Origin of the sequence: Pseudomonas brassicacearum subsp. neoaurantiaca (assembly GCF_013608025.1) — a bacterium.
In the GTDB taxonomy this organism is placed as follows: Bacteria; Pseudomonadota; Gammaproteobacteria; order Pseudomonadales; family Pseudomonadaceae; genus Aquipseudomonas.
In genome coordinates this window covers 217,042-232,714 of the sequence record NZ_VDLV01000064.1, presented here as the reverse complement: position 1 = coordinate 232,714, position 15,673 = coordinate 217,042, and the positions used below count along the sequence as shown (strand labels likewise).

Below are 15,673 nucleotides of genomic sequence, written 5' to 3'. Positions count from 1 at the left end.
CTCACTGGTTAGGAAGAGCGCGGGATTTTATCACACCCACCGGACTTGGCCCGCGCCCAGGCCAAAACACTGGCCAGGCCAATCGGCAACCAGCTTATGAACCACTCAGCGCGGGGGGTTCCGGTCAGGCTCGCGGCGTCGAACTGCATCGCCAGGAATGAAAACACCCAGATGCCCAGCACCCCCCGACCCAGCAAGGTGTCCCGGGCACGCCAGGCTTCGCGCAGCACGGCGAACCAGACGACGCACCACAGCAGCAGCCCTGGCAGGCCCAGTTGGATGGCAACGTGACTGAACAGATTATGCGCATGGTCGAAGAAAAGATCGTTTACAGGGACTCGATAATCGGCTGCTACCCCAAGGCCACCCCATGGATGCTCGGCGATCATATGCAGGCTGGATGTAAAGATCTCGGGGCGGTAGGACGCACCGCGGGCCATCACCAAGGGCTCCAGCAGCCAGAAGGTCAGCATCGCCAGAACCAGCGCAGTGGCAGCAATCACACGGGTACGTTGGTCCCGACAGTAAAGCGGCATGGCCAGAACGCTGAGCAGCAAGGCCAATGCCGCGCCGCGGCTCTGGCTCATCACGACGAATACCCCCAACAGAGCCAATGCCAACGCCCAAACAACCTGCAGGCCGATACGACGTGGAACCCAGTGCAGCATCCAGATCGCTGCCAGGCCGATCACATAACCGCCCAGGATTGGATGGGACAGTTCGCCCAGCCCTTCGAGGCGTGCCACCCAAGGTTTATCTTGAACGCCGTAGAAATGGATGATAGCCATCAATGCCGTCAGCGAAAGCCCTACCCCGCCCCACTGCATGATACGAATCACGCGCTCGGGCCGACCGTCGGCAAAAACCGGAAAGAACAACAGGAAGACCAGGATATAGAGTAACCGCTTGGCTTCGCGGGCAGGCTCCGGAGCCTCGGCCCAGAACAGGGTCACCAATGCCCATGCCATCAACGCCAGCAAAGCCACATAGATCAAGCGCTGGGCCTGCCACAACTCCACCAGCCTATGCCGCGCGGGCCAGGCGAACAGGATCGCCGGCAGCCAGACGAAAACGATCAATCCTTGCTGATAGACTTTATTGGTGGGTGCCAGGGCAATCGCCAGCAAAAACCATAACAAGCCAAAAGCCATCCAAACCTGCGACCAACGTGTTGCTTGCATCCAACGCTCCTAAACGGTCTACCAGCCAAACCGGCATGGTTAAAACAAAAACTTTTGGGCATCATGGCCCGCCACGGCACCGGTTCTTCCAACAAGGTTTCCCTACGATGCAATCCTCACGGCTTCCCCAAGCCGCTTTAAATCATCTGATTGAAGGCGCCAGCATTCTGGAGGCCGACAGCTACGGCCCAAAAGTCTATCTGTTGGAGGATGGAAATATCCTCAAACTGTTTCGCCGCAAGCGGCTTTTTTCCTCGGCTCTCCTGAAGCCCTATTCGGCGCGATTCATCAATAATGCGACCCGTTTGAAAGAGCTCGGCGTACCGACTCTCGAAGTGCTGGCGCATTACAAATTGCAACAGCCGCGCATGACCGCCGTACTGTATCGGCCGCTTCCCGGAAAAACCCTGCGCCAATTATCGAATCAGGAAAATTTCAGCTGGCAGCAACGCCTTCCGGCGCTGGTCGAATTGATCCGTAGCCTGCATGCCTGTGGTATTTACTTTCGCTCGTTGCACCTGGGCAATATCGTCGTCACGCCTGAAAACAAGCTGGGGCTGATCGACGTAGCCGATATGCGCTTCTTGCGCTCTCCACTGCCGCATTACCTGGCGCGTCGCAATTTGCAACATTTTGCACGTTATATTGCGCGGGAGAACCTGAACGAGAGCTTTCCGATGCAGGCGCTGGAAAGTGCCTTATTGCCTGCCTGAGATCAATTGGCGAGCGGTCCGGCAGAAATTCGCCCACGCTTCGTCCGGCCCCAACACCTGATACTGCGCCGCCGCGATCGCCTCGGCTGGGGCCTGTTTAGCCCGTATGATCGCTTCGCTCCAGCTGACCGCCTCTCCCGCCGGCGCGTACCAGCCGGCATCGGCCAGCTGCTCCCGAAACACCGCCAGATCACTGGCCAGTACCGGCACACCCGCCAGGATCGCTTCCTGGAGAATCAGGCCAAGGCCCTCTTCGAAAGAGGGTATCAGCACCCAATCGAACGCTTTATAGAGTTGCGCCACGTCCTCCAGGTGTCCCGTCAGCAATACCCGGCCGGCCAGATCTGGCAGGGCGATCCGCGCCTGCAACGCCTGGCGAGCCGGCCCCTCGCCGACTATCACCAACCGCCAATCGGACTGTTCGACAGCTATCCGCGCAAAAGCATCCAGCAGGGTGGCAAAGCCTTTCTTATCCACCAGCCGTCCCACGGCACCAAATACTCGAGTGCCCGCCAGAGGCAAGCCCAGCCGGGATCGAGCCTCTTCACGAGACAGAAGACAGGATTTAAATGCAACGGGATCGAACGCACTGCGCAATACAGTGGCCTGGATATCCAATTCATCCTGCAACGACGCCGCCAACGTCTCGGACACCGCCGCCAAAGCCAGGCGAGAGGGGGGGAAGCTGCGCAGCAGGTCCCGGCACGCAGCGTTTATCCGTGTCGCGCCGTGGAATATCACCACCACCCGGATCTGCGGCATATCTTTCAAGACAGGCAACAAGGTGCGGGCTACACCGATACCATCGAGCATTACCACTTGAGCATCGCTGTCGAGCAGGGCCTGTCGGAAGCGGCCGCGCATCAAGGGCATCAACAGGCGCCAGAAGTGTCGCCCCTTGAGACGGGCCGAAGTCAGATTCCACTCCCTCACCGGGCCCATGTTGTCCTGGCATGCCGCTACCGAACCTTGCAAGAGCCATGTCTTGACGGGCATGGCAGGGTCCATTTGTGAAAGGATCTGGCAGTGAACCTTATGCACCGAAGCGAAGGCCGAACCGCCTGCCCACATAACATTGATAATGCTCATCGAACAGCAAACCTTTTAGTCGCGGACCCAATTCGTATTTTGAGAAGCTCAACAATGGATAAGCCAGCCAATGGAAACTCCGAACAAAAGGATCAGAAAAAGTTTGATTTGTTCGCGACGCTTGCGACGCGCGTTGCGCTGGCGTTCGACTGGAACTGCGACATGCACAGCGAATCCGGCGTGCAAAATACCATTTAGTCAAATGCCACCCGGTCGATGGATGGCAGAACGGTTTTCTAAATGCCCAATTTCTGCCGCAAGGACTCCAGCAGACTCAACGGTTCGCGCGGTCGCAGCGCAGGCTCCAGCGCTTCCACGATTTTCTGTCCAATACGCGCGAAACTGAACTGCTCCAAAGCCAGCTGGTGGCCGTTGCGGGCGATACCTTGCGCCAGTTCAGGCTCCGCACGTAACCGGGAAAGTTTTTCCTGAAGTTGCGGGATGTCCTGATACAAGACCACGTTTTGCATATCCTGCAAACCCCGCGCACGCGCTTCCTCGGGGCCTTGATCAAACGCCAGCAGCACGCAGCCGCACGCCATCGCTTCAAAATTCTTGATCATGTATTCACCCATGCCCACGTCGGCACTGACGAAGAAGCGAATCCGATTGAGCGTCTCGCAATATTCTTCGCCAGACTTGGTACGGGTGATGACCAGCGGCTCGACGCGCGCCAGTTCATCCAACAGTGCTTTGCGACCGCTATAGGCAACGCTGTTGGTACTGCCGACAAACGCCAGTTCGATATCCCGCTCACGGCGCTGGTCCTGCAGCAACGATTGATCGTAGCCCTTGGGAACGAAAACCGCGTCGAAGCCTTCGTCGCGCAGGCGTTCGGTCACCATGAAACCGGAACTTATGACCCGAACCCAAGGCAGTCGACGATAATGAGCACTGAACTTACCGGTGTATTTACACGGGATGTAGTTCTGGTAGGCGTCATGTTCGAGGATGACCAGGTTGGGGATCGTGCGGATGAAACCGGCCTGGCGGATTTCCTGCTTGAAACGCAGGAAAAATACGATCCGGTCATAGCGAGACACGTCCACATGGCGCCGGAAATATCCCCGCAGGTTGCGTTGCTCCTGGCCATCGAGCCAACGCAGGTCGCATTCGCAATGGGCGGCCACGCCTTCGTAGAGCCTATCCAGGATAGCCCGTTGCTCTTTCTGCACCAGAAATAGAACTTTCATCGTCTTCCTTGGGACACGGAACGATTGGATGGATAACCGGAAGCCTTGCGGCCCCATAGGCCCTTAAAGTCGCCAGAGCAGTTCATGACGACGCACAGCCTTACGAAAAAATTCATTCTCGCCATAGGGAGACGTCCGCCGCCCAGCCAATAAACGCTGGATGCCACGGCGCAGGCGACGCTTGAACGGCGCAGGCGGCTGAAGGTCATGCATCATTCCCAAGGCCATGGCTTTGTCACGTTGACTTGCCAGCGCCAGCGGCAGAGAGACAGGGTGCATTGGCTGAGCCGAGTCAAAACAGGGCGGCAACGCGATACCCGCCCCTGCATCGCCCATGGGCCAGCGGTCATTGTCGTGCAGGTGATTGGCGTAGCCCAACAGCAGGGTCGGCTGCCACTCCAGGCCTTCGAGGGCTTGCTGGACGGCATGATGGGCACAGAGATGATCGGGATGAGGATCAAGGGTCGGATGCGGCAACACAATGACCTCGGGGCGGGCCTTGAGCAGCAGTTCACGCAGGTCCGCCAGCAGATTGTTCCAGGTCGGCGCGCCATCGGCATCGCCGGGCAGGACGAAGGGGTTCAACTGGCGAAACAGCCGGGTATCGCTCAGGTCCGCCTCGCGAGACCCCTGGGGCTGGTTCGGCGCGGCTTGCATGGCCGCCAATTGCAGGCAGAAGTAGCCCAACTGCACACAGTTCGCTTCAGGCACCCCGGCCCAACGCGGCACGGCAATGCTGTCCCAGGCGCGCAAGCGGCCTTTGAGCCTGGCGGCCTCAACGCGATCGAGACCCATCCGCTGATAATGCTCGGCTTCGATCTCGCCGGCTGTCAGTGTCACGATCCAGGCTTCGTCCGCCTGGCTGTACAAACCGTAAGCCGCCAGTTCAGCGTCATCCGCGTGGGGCGCGATGACCATCACCCGTTGGCGCTTTATTTGCGGCGTCGTGAAGGACCACAGCATCGGTTCCCCCGACACACGACAAAAGCGCCCGCGCAGACGCAGTTCGCCCCGGGACAATACGTCGCCCTGCTCGCTGAGATTCAGATAGCGCAGGCCGTTGACTGCGCGCTCGAAGGTTTGCCGATCCGCCGATTCGCCGCCCAATAATTCGACGCACGGGTCGATGAAGCGGCCCAGCCAGGTGCTCTTGACTCGCAACGCCAACACAAGCGTCGCGCCGTCATCAAGAATCACGCCTTCGTCCAACTGTAGCCGCCCGGCATTCAGATGAACCTTCGGTTGCTGGGTGAACGGCGGGAAGCTGTACTGGTAATCGTCCCTGGGCGAATAGAACAAGTGGTCGGCGAACCATGCCTCGTGGGCGACCCAACCCAGCACCGCAAATATCAGGGGCAGCCACCAGGCCACCGCGACACCCAGCGATACCAGTACGACAAGGGCGAGCAGCAGCCCCATACGCTTGTTCCGGCGGTGACGCTTGAGCAATTGTTGTTTTCGACTCAGGGGTGGGTTCATACAGTAAACACCGGCACGGGGTTGCACCAACGGTCTTTGTATTCACGATCCGCGCGCCCGAAGGAAAACCGCAACGGCTTACCAGCGGCCCGAGCATGCTCCCAGGCGCTTTGGGTATTCAGGAAGCTCAAGACACTGCCTGGGCTGAACTCGCGTGTCTGCGGGTCCACGCCACCATTGATGTATTCGACACTGATCCATTCCGGCGCTTCGACGCGATACACCAGTTGGATGGCAATTGGCGCATCGTTGAGAAATATCACCGAACCGATCAGCAATTCACGCAGCAGTTCGATCACTTCCCCCATGCGTTCGGCGCCAGTGGCCGCGAACCCCCAGCGACGCTGGAACAAATCGCAGTAGATCGTCGCCAGTTCGCTGCTGGAGAATTCGCTGACCGGTCGCACCAGCCCGCCCGCCTCTTCCAGCAGGCGTAACTCGCGGCGTTGGTTGTAGCGGAATTTCTTGGACAGCTCTTCCGGCAAGCGGGCCATGGCCAGCTGTTCTTTCTGCGGTTTCAAGCCGCTGAAACGACCTTCGTTGAGGGCCGACAGGTAACGTCCACGATGACGCAGCGGTGCTTGTGCATCTGGCGCCGCAGGCAGGATCAGCTCGGCATTGCCCAGGTCGAACAAGCCTTTCTTGCCACTGCGCTTGAGCACGTCTTTGGACAACGCCAGGTCGCGGCCCCAGGTCGGTATCGCGGCCTTGAGCTCGCCGCCCTGCTCGAAAGCGAGGTAACGCACGGGAATGCCAGCCAGGGCGGCCAGGCGTTCCACCACCAACGGATGCGTCGCGACACTGCCGCCAAAACGTTGCCATGCCGTGGCGTAGGTAGCCGCGTCAGTGGTTGTCCAGCCGCGCTCGCGCCAGCCTTGGAATCGGTTGAGCATCAGTTCCTCGAAGCCAATTCAGTCACTTGGGGCAAACGCCAGAATGCTTCGCGTACGGCACGGTCGGAAAAGCGCTCACGCAAGCGCTCATCCATCAATTCGGCGCATTGCCGGCGCTGCAGATCGTCCATGGCTGCAAGGTGCTGAAGCCCTTGGGCCATGTGTTCGGCATCACCGAGCGGAAACAGGATGCCAACGCCCTCGACCACCTCCTTCGCACCGCCGCAAGCGGTGACCAGCAACGGCACGCCGGCTGCCATGGCCTCAAGCAGCACCATGCCGAAGGGTTCGTGATCGGAGCTCAGGGCAAACGCATCGAAGGCACGGAAATAACGGCGGGCTTCGGGCACCTGGCCGAGAAACAGCACGCGATCGGCAATGCCCAGCTCTCGAGCGAGCTCCTTGAGGTCCTGCTCCAGGCGCCCCTTGCCCAGGATCACCAGTTGGCTTTGGGTCGGCAGGTACGCCAGCGCGGCAGCAAAACCTCGCAGCAGCGTGGCTTGGTCCTTGTCTGGATGCAGGCGTCCGACGTTACCGACAATCCAGGCATTCGCTTCGAGCCCGAGGGTTTTGCGCGCGGCCTCCCGGGAAACCTGGCTGGTTTGCAAACTCTCCAGATCAATGCGGTTGTAGAGCGTCTGGATCCGGCTGGCCGGCCATTTCGGCAAGCAGCGACGCATGTCGTCGCGCACGGCGTCGGACACCCCGAGCAGGCTCAAGCGCTTCTGGAAAATCTGCGCGAACAATCGGCGGGTACGCCGTTGGTAGTCGCCAAAGGCATGATGCACACCGATCACTGGCAGGCGAGTACTCAGCAAGGCGATGTAGATCGGCTTGAATCGGTGGGCAATGCAGAAACTGAAATTGCGCGAGGCGGCGATCTTGCGCAGATCGCCGATGGCGCCCAGCTTCAGGCCGGAAATGGCACTGGAGCTGTATTCCATGAACAACACCTCGTCCGAGGCACAGCCTGCGGCGACTTCGGCGTCCGCCGCGCCGGTGAGAAACACCGTAGTCACGCGATAGCCAGTGCCCGCGAACAGGCTGGCGTACTGACGGGCGCAGTCCAGGAACGGCCCGTCATAACCGTGGCAGAACTGCAGCACATGTCGCTCAGCCGAGCGTGTCATAAGCGTCCACGCCGTCTTTGACCACCAGGATGTCTTCCATGATCAAGTACTGCAGGTCGGAACCGTAGAACATGTTCAACGCGTCGGTCGGCGAGCAGATCATCGGTTCGCCACGGCGGTTGAGCGAAGTGTTCAGCGACACGCCGTTGCCGGTAAGGACTTCCAGGGCTTTCATCATGTCGTAGTAGCGCGGGTTGTATTCGCGCTTGAGCACCTGGGCCCGGGAAGTACCGTCTTCATGGACGACTTCCGGCACGCGGGTTTTCCATTCCTCGGCCACTTCGAAGGTGAAGGTCATGAACGGTGCCGGGTGATCGACTTTGATCATCTGCGGCGCAACGGTGTCGAGCATCGACGGGCAGAAAGGCCTCCAGCGCTCGCGGAACTTGATCTGCTCGTTGATGCGATCGGCCACGCCGCTGGCGCTCGGGCAACCAATGATCGAACGACCGCCCAACGCACGCGGGCCAAACTCCATGCGGCCCTGGAACCAGGCCACCGGGTTGCCATCGACCATGATCTTGGCGATGCGCTCTGGGGTGTTGTCGATCTTGCGCCACGCCGGCTTGCTCGGGTGACGGGCGCACGCGGCGATCACGTCTTCGTTGCTGTAGGCCGGGCCGAGGTAGACGTGTTCCATCTTCTCCACCGGCACGCCACGGGCGTGGGACACATAAGCGGCCGCGCCCACCGCCGTACCGGCGTCGCCGGAAGCCGGTTGCACGAACAGCTCCTTGACGTCGTCACGGGCGATGATTTTCTGGTTCAGCTTGACGTTCAACGCACAGCCGCCGGCGAAGGCCAGCTTGCCGGTTTCCTTGAGCACGTCGCCCAGGTAGTGGTCGATCATCTGCAATGCAAGCTTCTCGAACAGCGCCTGCATGCTTGCCGCGTAGTGGATGTACGGCTCGTCGGCGATGTCGCCTTCACGTTTCGGGCCGAGCCATTCGATCAGCTTCGGCGAGAAGTAGAAACCCTTGCCCTTCTCTTTATAGCGGCGCAGGCCGATCACGTTGGCGTAGTCGGTGTTGATCACCAACTCGCCGTTTTCGAACGAAGCCAGGCGCGAGAAATCGTACTTGGTGGCATCGCCATAGGGCGCCATGCCCATGACCTTGAATTCGCCGTCGAGCATTTCAAAGCCGAGGAACTCGGTGATCGCGCCGTACAGGCCACCCAGGGAGTCCGGATCAAAGAATTCCTTGATTTTGTGGATCTTGCCGTTTTCGCCATAACCGAAGAAAGTCGTGGCGTACTCGCCCTTGCCGTCGATGCCCAGGATCGCGGTTTTTTCCTGGAAGCCCGAGCAGTGGTAGGCACTGGAGGCGTGGGCCAGGTGGTGCTCGACCGGCTCGATCTTGATCTTTTTCGGATCGAAGCCCAGCTGTTCCAGGCACCAGACGATCTTGCGGCGATAACGCTTGTAGCGACGGTTGCCCATCAGGATCGCGTCGAGGGCGCGGTCCGGGGCGTACCAGTAACGCTTGGCGTAGTGCCAGCGAGCTTCGCCGAACAGACTGATCGGGGCGAATGGGATCGCCACCACATCGACGTCGGAAGGCTTGATGCCAGCCTGTTCCAGACAGAACTTCGCCGACTCGTAGGGCATGCGGTTCTTTGCATGTTTATCGCGTACGAAGCGCTCTTCCTCGGCCGCCGCGATCAGCTTGCCGTCAATGTACAGCGCTGCGGAAGGATCATGGCTAAGGGCGCCGGACAGGCCAAGAATCGTCAATGCCACAGGGTCTAGCCTCTTATGTCTGCATACGGGCGACAAGCGCCACGAAAAATGAATGTGCCGCGCGCCAAGGGTGCGGGGCAGCTAAAGGGCGGGATTATAGCTGAAAAGCGGCCTTAAGCCTCTAGCGATGAGTGGCTGCGTTTAGAGCGCTGGCCTGCCACCATTGACGAGCTCAGCGCACTCGTGGCGAGGGAGCTTGCTCCCGCTGGGCTGCGTAGCAGCCCCCTAAAACCATTCAATGCGGTGCGCCAGGAATGGAACATTGGCAGGTCTTGCGACTGCTACGCAGTCGAGCGGGAGCAAGCTCCCTCGCCACAGGGACCCGCTACAAGGCAGTTGGCGCACTTTCAGCATGTCTGGGCAACCGCCCATCAATCATCCGATACAACGCACTCCCCTCAGGCCAATTACGCATGAACCGCGCCCGATCCCGCGCATAGGCTTGGGCAAAGCTGGCCTGGCTGCGGTGTTGGCACATCGAGTCGAGGTCGATCAACGCCCAACGATCGTCTTGCCAGAACAGATTGTGCCCCTTGAAGTCGCCGTGACTGATGCGCTCGCGGATCAGATCAGCGAATAAGCGATCCAGCGCCAGCAGCTCAGTTTCGGGGGCTTCGCCGCTGTCCACGTAAGGGGAGAAGCGTTCGATGATGTCCGGGCCCGATAGGTGCTCGGTCACGAGGTAAGCCCCTCGGCGCAGCCAGAGGAAACGCTTTTCCAGCAGCGCCAGCGGCTTGGGCGTGGCGATGCCGAGGAAAGCCAGTCGATGCCCCTCGCGCCAGGAATGCCAGGCGCGGCTTGGGCGCCAGAAGCGCTTGAGCCAGTGGGCGAAGTTCTTGATGTTGTAGCGCTTGATCACCAGGGTCCGGTCGGCCGTCTCGACCTTGCCGACGCTGGCCGCGCCGCCTGTCTTGTACAAGTGCCCCTGGTCGAGCAACTCATCGGCCTGCTCCAGCACTGGGACCATCGCGGCCTCTTCATCACGACGGATCGCTCGCAGCCCGAACGGTCCGCGCTGCACGCTGAACAGGCTGCACTCGCGCCCGACCTTTTCGAGAAAATCTTTCAGCCGCCAGGCGTGCACCTTGTCGATCTGTTTTTGCAGCGCCTCCATCGGCAGGGCGTGTTCGGCGTTGCCCAACAGGTAATGCACCAGCAGCTCTTCATTGAACGGCTCGATGGACTTGGGAAGCTGGGCGAAGAATACCCCGAGGTTTTCCAACACCTTCTGCCGCGACAACGGCTGCCCCGGGTTTTCGGCGCGAATACCGGCACCATCGATCAGATAGAGCTTGCCGCCGTGGCGCAGCAGGTTGTCAAGATGCAAGTCTTCCTGCCACAGGCCCTTGCTGTGCAGTTGCGCAATCGCGTCCAGGGCCTCGGCCAAGACTGCCGTTTGTTCGTCCGCCAACATCGGCAGACGTTCAACCTGTTTCCAGGCGTCGCCAAGACTCTCCGCCTCTTCCAGCAGTTCGAACAGCAGCCAGCCACCCTCGCCGTCCTTCAAGCCATCGGCCAACAACAATGGCGTCGTCAGCCCCTGCTCCGCCAGGAGGCGAACGCCTTGCAGCTCACGTTGAAAATGCCGAGGCGCCTTGCCGCCCACCAGCAACTTGGCCAGCACCGGCCGGCCACGCCAGATACCGGCACCGACGTAACGCTGCCCCGGCAACACCCGCAACAGTGAAAGCAGCTGCAATTGTGCCGGACCGGCGGCATCGGCCAGCTCCACGCTCAAGGGCAGGCTCGGGCTGCGGCCGGCGCGTTTCAATTCCGACAGATGCATCAGCGGGCCTCCTTATGGGTGCGTCGAGCGCTCAGCCGACTCATCCATTGATCCACCAGCGCTCCGCCAAGGGGCTGGTCCAGATAGGTAGACAGCAACTGGCGGACATCTTCTTCGCTCCAGATTTGCGCCCGGCGCAGCAAAGGCTCCAGGTCCTTGACCCGATCCCGCTGGCCAAACAACAGCGGCCTGGTTTTTTCCAGGTCGATCAATTGCGCCTGATAACCATCGGCAGTGGCTTGCAGGAAGATGTGCTTTGGATAGAAACAGCCGTGCACTTGATGCATGGCATGAAGGCGTCGAGCCAACTGCCCGCAAGCGTCGAGGATCGTGGTGCGCTGCGCTGCCGTCAGGCTCGGCCAGCGCTGCAGAAGCGAATCCAGGTCATCCCAGCCGTCGAGTGCACGCGTCAGCAAGATCGCCCGCACTTCGCCGGCCACCTTTCGCTGGCCATAGAACACAGCTTGCAGGGCAGGAATCCCCAACTGGCGATACCGGCTGATGTTGCGAAACTCCCTGGAAAAACTGGGCTCGCCAAAAGGGTGCGACAAGGTCCGGGTCAGGTAATTGCTCTGGCGCTTGAGGTAATAGCCCTGCCCTTCGAGATCCAGCCGAAACACGCTGCTCCAGCCTCCGCCCGCGGTATTGGGCTCATCGACGGCGTCCAGTTCTCGCGACCAAAGAGCCTCGAAAGTGTCCAGGCCATGACGCGCAAGCAACGCCCGGTCTTCAGCGGCCAGGAAATCAGTCATTCACGTCCCTCAAAAAATCTCACTACATGGCGGATGCGTTTTTTGTCACACGCATCGAGCCGGTCGCGCTGGCTGTATTGCAGGTAAAAACGCAGGCGCTGGGTGGCCGACAGATGATACTTGGCAACTTTGTCCAGACAGGCCAGGTCCTTGGTGATCCGATACTTGAGCCAGAAGCCGCGCCAGAAATCGCCATTCGGGCAGTCGATCAGAAACAGTCGCGCCTGGTCGTCGATCAGCAGATTGCGCCACTTCAGGTCGTTATGGGTGAAGCGGTGATCGTGCATGGTTCGGGTGTAGCCGGCCAGTTGACGGCTGACACTATCGACCCAGGCGTGATCGCGCAGGCGCGGATCGTGGCGCTCGGCCAGGGCTGAAAGGTCTTCGGTACGAGGCAGTTCACGGGTGATCATCGCCCCGCGATCGTACGCTGCGCCACGTCGCTCCAGGCCCCAGGCAACAATCTCGGCCGTGGGAATCCCCCACTTGGCGAATCGCTTGAGATTCTGCCACTCGGACTTGACCCGTGGCTTGCCCAGGTAGCGCCGCAAGCCTTTGCCGGCACCGACGTAGCGCTTGACGTAGTAGTTCACGCCGTTGCGCTGTATGCGGATCACCTCCGACAGCGGATCGCGGGTCAGGCGCTCTCCCTGGAGGGCGAATACCGCATCGAGGCTGCCGAAGTCCTGCGCCAGTTCAACGTAGGCCGGCTCCAGGTTCCAACCCGACATCAGAGCGCATCCCCGTACCGCTGTTTGCGTTCATACAGCTTGTTGGCCTTGCCTTCGAGCCACGCCAGCAACGAAGCCTCTTGCGCCAGGACCTGGCGCAGCGGCTGCTGGAAATAACCCTTGAGGAAACGCAGCTTGTCGCGGCGAGTCAGGCCAATGTCCAACGCCGAGAAATACAGGGCCGCCAGGTCCTTGTTACGCCAACGGGTGGTAATGGCCGGGCGGGTCTGGGCGCGGTGCAGGTCGATCACCGAGAGCTTGAAGTCCTCGGGTGTCACCGGCTTGTCGGTGTGCAGCAAAAAGTGGCAGATGTAGCAGTCGCGATGGTTGACGCCGGCGCGGTGCATCATGCCGGTCATGCGCGCCACTTCGGCGATCAGGGCGCGCTTGAGCTTGGGCGGCGGCGCTTGCTTGACCCAGTCGATGCTGAAGTCTTCAAGGCTGATGGTCGGCGCCAACTCTTCGGTGACGATAAATGAATGCTGGTCCGCCGGATTGCTGCCCTTTTCGCCGTATGCCACGGCCGTCATGGTCGGCACGCCGACCTCTTGCAGGCGCTGGATAGCCTTCCATTCCTGACCCGCGCCGAGCACCGGCAGCTTGGCGGTCAGCAGGTTCTTGAAGATCTCGCCCCAGCCAATGCCGCGATGAATCTTCACGAAAAAGCCGCGACCGTCCACCTCCGTGCGCAGGGTGCGCCGGGCTTCGAGCTCACGATAGACCTCGCCCTGAAGCGCTTCGACTTCGGCGAACGCATCGCGCCCGGCCCAAAGGCTCTTGAACGGTTCGGCCAGCATCAATTTCATCAAGCGTGCTCCGCCAATATCACGTCGGCCGCGTGCTGCGGCATGCTGTAGAGGTCCGCCGTCTCGGCGAAGGCCAGACCGTTGCGGCTCCAGGCTGCCCTGGCATCGGCGTCATTCAACATCCGCCCCAGGTACTCGGTGAGCTGCGCCTGTTCGAACGGCTCGTCCAACACCAGGCCACTGTCGGCCTCGGCGATGTAATGGGCGTACCCACACACCGCGCTGACCAGCACCGGCAACCCAGCCACCAGTGCTTCAAGCAAGACAGTGCCGGTGTTTTCGTTGTACGCCGGATGGATCAACAGGTCGGCGCCCAACAGGAAACGCGGGATGTCGCTGCGGCCCTTGAGGAACCGCACGTTGTCGCCCAGACCCAGCGCGGCGCTCTGCAATTGGAATACTTTGGGGTCGTCCTGGCCAATTACAAACAGCCGGGTGCGTTTTCTCAGCTCGGCCGGCAACGCGGCCAGGGCCTTGAGGCTGCGATCCACGCCTTTGGTCTTGAATCCGGAACCGATCTGCACCAGCAACAGGTCATCGTCGGCCAGATCGAATTCAGCGCGGAACGCAGCACGGATCTCGTCAGCGTCGGCAGGCCGACGGCGGTCTTGGGCGATGCCCGGCGGCAGCAAGTGAAAGCGTTCCAGCGGCGTGCCGTAGTGCTTGATGAACAGCGGCTGCTGGACTTCGGAGATCATCAGTACGTCGGTCTTGGCATCCTTGGCGAACACCGCCCGCTCGTACTCGGCAAAATGCCGGTAGCGGCCCCAGCGCCGGTACAGCGAATTACGCAGGTTTTGCGCCTTGTCTTCGAAGCAGCCGTCGGCGGCGTAGTACACGTCCAGGCCGGGCATCTTGTTGAAGCCGATCAACCGGTCCACCGGGCGCTTGGCCAGGTCGGCCTCCATCCACGCGCTGAGTTTCTCGTTGCGGCGATGATTGAACAGCGCCTTGACGGGCGCCACCAGCACTTCGAAGCCGGGCGGCACGTCGCCTTCCCAGATCAGCGTGTAGACGCGGATCTGGTGACCGCGTCGCTGGCATTCCAGAGCGATGCGCATGAAGTCACGCTGCAGGCCGCCGAAAGGGAAATATTTGTAAAGGACAAAAGCCAATTGCATCAGCGCGGCTCCTCAGCCAATAACGTGCTCAGGTGGCTGGCAACACGCTCGGGATTCAGACGCGTGAAGCACAGGGGCTGCTCGCGTTTCAGGTCAAACCGCCGGGCATCTTCGGCGGTTGGTGGATAAGTGCATTGTTTCTGCATGCACGGCGCGCAAGGGAAATCACTGGCGAGGTGAATCTGACCCTTGCCATAGGCGCCGGTCAGCACCGGATTGGTCGGACCGAGCAGCGAAATGGTCGGCACGTCCAGGGCCGCAGCCAGATGACCAAGACCGGTGTCCACCGCCACGCAAGCCTGGGCGCCGGCAAGCACCTTGCCCATGCCGCCGAGGTTCAGCTTCGGCAATACCAGGGCATTGCGCAGCCCATTGGCAATGCGCTCGGCCCTGGCCTTCTCGGCCGGATTGCCCCAAGGCAGTTTCACCACAACGCCGAATTGGCCCATGCGCTCGGTGAGCTGGCGCCAGTAAAGCTCGGGCCAGTGCTTGGACTCCCACGTCGTGCCGTGCAGGAATACCACGTAGGGATAGGGTCGTGGCAATTCCACCAGCCGGTCGATGTCGAGGCCATAGTTACCCTGGGTTTGCGGCAAGTCATAGCCCAGCGCCAGGGCGAATAACTGACGCACGCGCTCCACCGCATGCTGACCACGGGCCACCGCCAGGCGCCGGGAATAAAAACGCGCCGCCAAGGGTTCGCGAGCCGAGTCTTTATCCAGGCCGGCGACCGGCGCCTTGACGTAGCGAGTCAGCCAGGCGCTTTTCAACAGGCCCTGGGCATCGATCACCAGATCATATTTTTCGGCGCGCATGCTTTGTTTGAAGCGCCGCCATTCGCCACTCTTGATGGTTTGCCAGAGGTTCTTGCGCCAGCGCCGTATCGCCACTGGAATGACTTTGCCGACGGCCGGGTGCCAGGTGGGAATTTCGGCGAAACCTTCTTCCACCACCCAATCGAACTTGATGCCCGGAATAGCCCGCGCCGCATCGCTCAGCGCTGGCAACGTGTGGACCACATCCCCCAGCGAAGAAGTCTTGATCAGCAATACCCGCAA

General features: G+C 60.7%; 15 protein-coding genes. 2 read left to right on the top strand and 13 right to left on the bottom strand.

What is annotated here, in order from left to right:
* Window positions 1–8 precede the first annotated feature (8 nt).
* Window positions 9–1,181, bottom strand: a complete 1,173-nt coding sequence (locus FHK92_RS27305) for an O-antigen ligase family protein (RefSeq protein ID WP_181290954.1) — start codon at window positions 1,179–1,181, stop codon at window positions 9–11.
* 107 nt (window positions 1,182–1,288) lie between these two features.
* On the opposite strand from FHK92_RS27305, the gene FHK92_RS27300 reads away from it, so the two are divergent.
* Window positions 1,289–1,894: a toluene tolerance protein gene (locus FHK92_RS27300; protein WP_181290953.1), complete on the top strand. Its 606-nt coding sequence runs from the start codon at window positions 1,289–1,291 to the stop codon at window positions 1,892–1,894.
* Here FHK92_RS27300 and FHK92_RS27295 read toward each other — a convergent pair.
* A complete protein-coding gene (locus FHK92_RS27295; protein WP_181290952.1) occupies window positions 1,880–2,983 on the bottom strand; it encodes a glycosyltransferase in 1,104 nt (367 codons plus the stop codon). The two genes, FHK92_RS27300 and FHK92_RS27295, sit on opposite strands and share 15 nt — an antisense overlap.
* On the opposite strand from FHK92_RS27295, the gene FHK92_RS27290 reads away from it, so the two are divergent.
* The gene (locus tag FHK92_RS27290) at window positions 2,921–3,181 is read left to right on the top strand and encodes a hypothetical protein (RefSeq protein WP_181291045.1); all 261 of its coding nucleotides are present in this window, start codon (window positions 2,921–2,923) and stop codon (window positions 3,179–3,181) included. The two genes, FHK92_RS27295 and FHK92_RS27290, sit on opposite strands and share 63 nt — an antisense overlap.
* A 38-nt stretch (window positions 3,182–3,219) precedes the next feature.
* Here the strand turns inward: FHK92_RS27290 and FHK92_RS27285 are convergent, their stop codons facing one another.
* The 11 genes from FHK92_RS27285 to waaC form a co-directional block, all read right to left on the bottom strand.
* On the bottom strand, window positions 3,220–4,176 hold the full coding sequence (locus FHK92_RS27285) for a glycosyltransferase family protein (protein WP_181290950.1): 957 nt from the start codon (window positions 4,174–4,176) through the stop codon (window positions 3,220–3,222).
* 63 nt (window positions 4,177–4,239) lie between these two features.
* Window positions 4,240–5,643, bottom strand: a complete 1,404-nt coding sequence (locus tag FHK92_RS27280; RefSeq protein WP_181291041.1) for a PIG-L deacetylase family protein — start codon at window positions 5,641–5,643, stop codon at window positions 4,240–4,242.
* An 8-nt stretch (window positions 5,644–5,651) separates the two neighbouring features.
* Window positions 5,652–6,548: an antimicrobial resistance protein Mig-14 gene (locus FHK92_RS27275; protein WP_181290948.1), complete on the bottom strand. Its 897-nt coding sequence runs from the start codon at window positions 6,546–6,548 to the stop codon at window positions 5,652–5,654.
* On the bottom strand, window positions 6,548–7,678 hold the full coding sequence (locus FHK92_RS27270; protein ID WP_181290946.1) for a glycosyltransferase: 1,131 nt from the start codon (window positions 7,676–7,678) through the stop codon (window positions 6,548–6,550). The genes FHK92_RS27275 and FHK92_RS27270 overlap by 1 nt, the downstream gene beginning before the upstream one ends.
* Window positions 7,662–9,419 carry a carbamoyltransferase family protein gene (locus FHK92_RS27265; RefSeq protein ID WP_181290944.1) on the bottom strand — a complete coding sequence of 586 codons (1,758 nt, stop codon included), beginning with the start codon at window positions 9,417–9,419 and terminating at the stop codon, window positions 7,662–7,664. The genes FHK92_RS27270 and FHK92_RS27265 overlap by 17 nt, the downstream gene beginning before the upstream one ends.
* 325 nt (window positions 9,420–9,744) lie before the next feature.
* Window positions 9,745–11,205, bottom strand: a complete 1,461-nt coding sequence (locus FHK92_RS27260) for a lipopolysaccharide kinase InaA family protein (protein ID WP_181290942.1) — start codon at window positions 11,203–11,205, stop codon at window positions 9,745–9,747.
* A complete protein-coding gene (locus tag FHK92_RS27255) occupies window positions 11,205–11,957 on the bottom strand; it encodes a lipopolysaccharide kinase InaA family protein (protein WP_181290940.1) in 753 nt (250 codons plus the stop codon). Before FHK92_RS27255 ends, FHK92_RS27260 begins: the two co-directional genes overlap by 1 nt.
* Complete coding sequence (locus FHK92_RS27250) at window positions 11,954–12,688, bottom strand: lipopolysaccharide kinase InaA family protein (protein ID WP_181290938.1); 735 nt, start codon at window positions 12,686–12,688, stop codon at window positions 11,954–11,956. Before FHK92_RS27250 ends, FHK92_RS27255 begins: the two co-directional genes overlap by 4 nt.
* Window positions 12,688–13,494 (bottom strand): lipopolysaccharide core heptose(I) kinase RfaP, encoded by an 807-nt coding sequence (gene rfaP / locus FHK92_RS27245; RefSeq protein ID WP_181290936.1) that lies wholly within the window; start codon window positions 13,492–13,494, stop codon window positions 12,688–12,690. Before rfaP ends, FHK92_RS27250 begins: the two co-directional genes overlap by 1 nt.
* Window positions 13,494–14,615 carry a glycosyltransferase family 4 protein gene (locus FHK92_RS27240; RefSeq protein ID WP_181290934.1) on the bottom strand — a complete coding sequence of 374 codons (1,122 nt, stop codon included), beginning with the start codon at window positions 14,613–14,615 and terminating at the stop codon, window positions 13,494–13,496. The genes rfaP and FHK92_RS27240 overlap by 1 nt, the downstream gene beginning before the upstream one ends.
* A complete protein-coding gene (waaC, locus tag FHK92_RS27235) occupies window positions 14,615–15,673 on the bottom strand; it encodes a lipopolysaccharide heptosyltransferase I (protein ID WP_181290932.1) in 1,059 nt (352 codons plus the stop codon). Before waaC ends, FHK92_RS27240 begins: the two co-directional genes overlap by 1 nt.

What these genes read in the sequence shown, in the direction of transcription:
- rfaP (WP_181290936.1), bottom strand. Translation starts at nt 13,494, where the DNA reads ATGAAATTGATGCTGGCCGAACCGTTCAAGAGCCTTTGGGCCGGGCGC.
- FHK92_RS27240 (WP_181290934.1), bottom strand. Translation starts at nt 14,615, where the DNA reads ATGCAATTGGCTTTTGTCCTTTACAAATATTTCCCTTTCGGCGGCCTG.
- FHK92_RS27305 (WP_181290954.1), bottom strand. Translation starts at nt 1,181, where the DNA reads ATGCAAGCAACACGTTGGTCGCAGGTTTGGATGGCTTTTGGCTTGTTA.
- FHK92_RS27295 (WP_181290952.1), bottom strand. Translation starts at nt 2,983, where the DNA reads ATGAGCATTATCAATGTTATGTGGGCAGGCGGTTCGGCCTTCGCTTCG.
- FHK92_RS27250 (WP_181290938.1), bottom strand. Translation starts at nt 12,688, where the DNA reads ATGTCGGGTTGGAACCTGGAGCCGGCCTACGTTGAACTGGCGCAGGAC.
- FHK92_RS27260 (WP_181290942.1), bottom strand. Translation starts at nt 11,205, where the DNA reads ATGCATCTGTCGGAATTGAAACGCGCCGGCCGCAGCCCGAGCCTGCCC.
- FHK92_RS27285 (WP_181290950.1), bottom strand. Translation starts at nt 4,176, where the DNA reads ATGAAAGTTCTATTTCTGGTGCAGAAAGAGCAACGGGCTATCCTGGAT.
- FHK92_RS27275 (WP_181290948.1), bottom strand. Translation starts at nt 6,548, where the DNA reads ATGCTCAACCGATTCCAAGGCTGGCGCGAGCGCGGCTGGACAACCACT.
- FHK92_RS27270 (WP_181290946.1), bottom strand. Translation starts at nt 7,678, where the DNA reads ATGACACGCTCGGCTGAGCGACATGTGCTGCAGTTCTGCCACGGTTAT.
- FHK92_RS27255 (WP_181290940.1), bottom strand. Translation starts at nt 11,957, where the DNA reads ATGACTGATTTCCTGGCCGCTGAAGACCGGGCGTTGCTTGCGCGTCAT.
- FHK92_RS27300 (WP_181290953.1), top strand. Translation starts at nt 1,289, where the DNA reads ATGCAATCCTCACGGCTTCCCCAAGCCGCTTTAAATCATCTGATTGAA.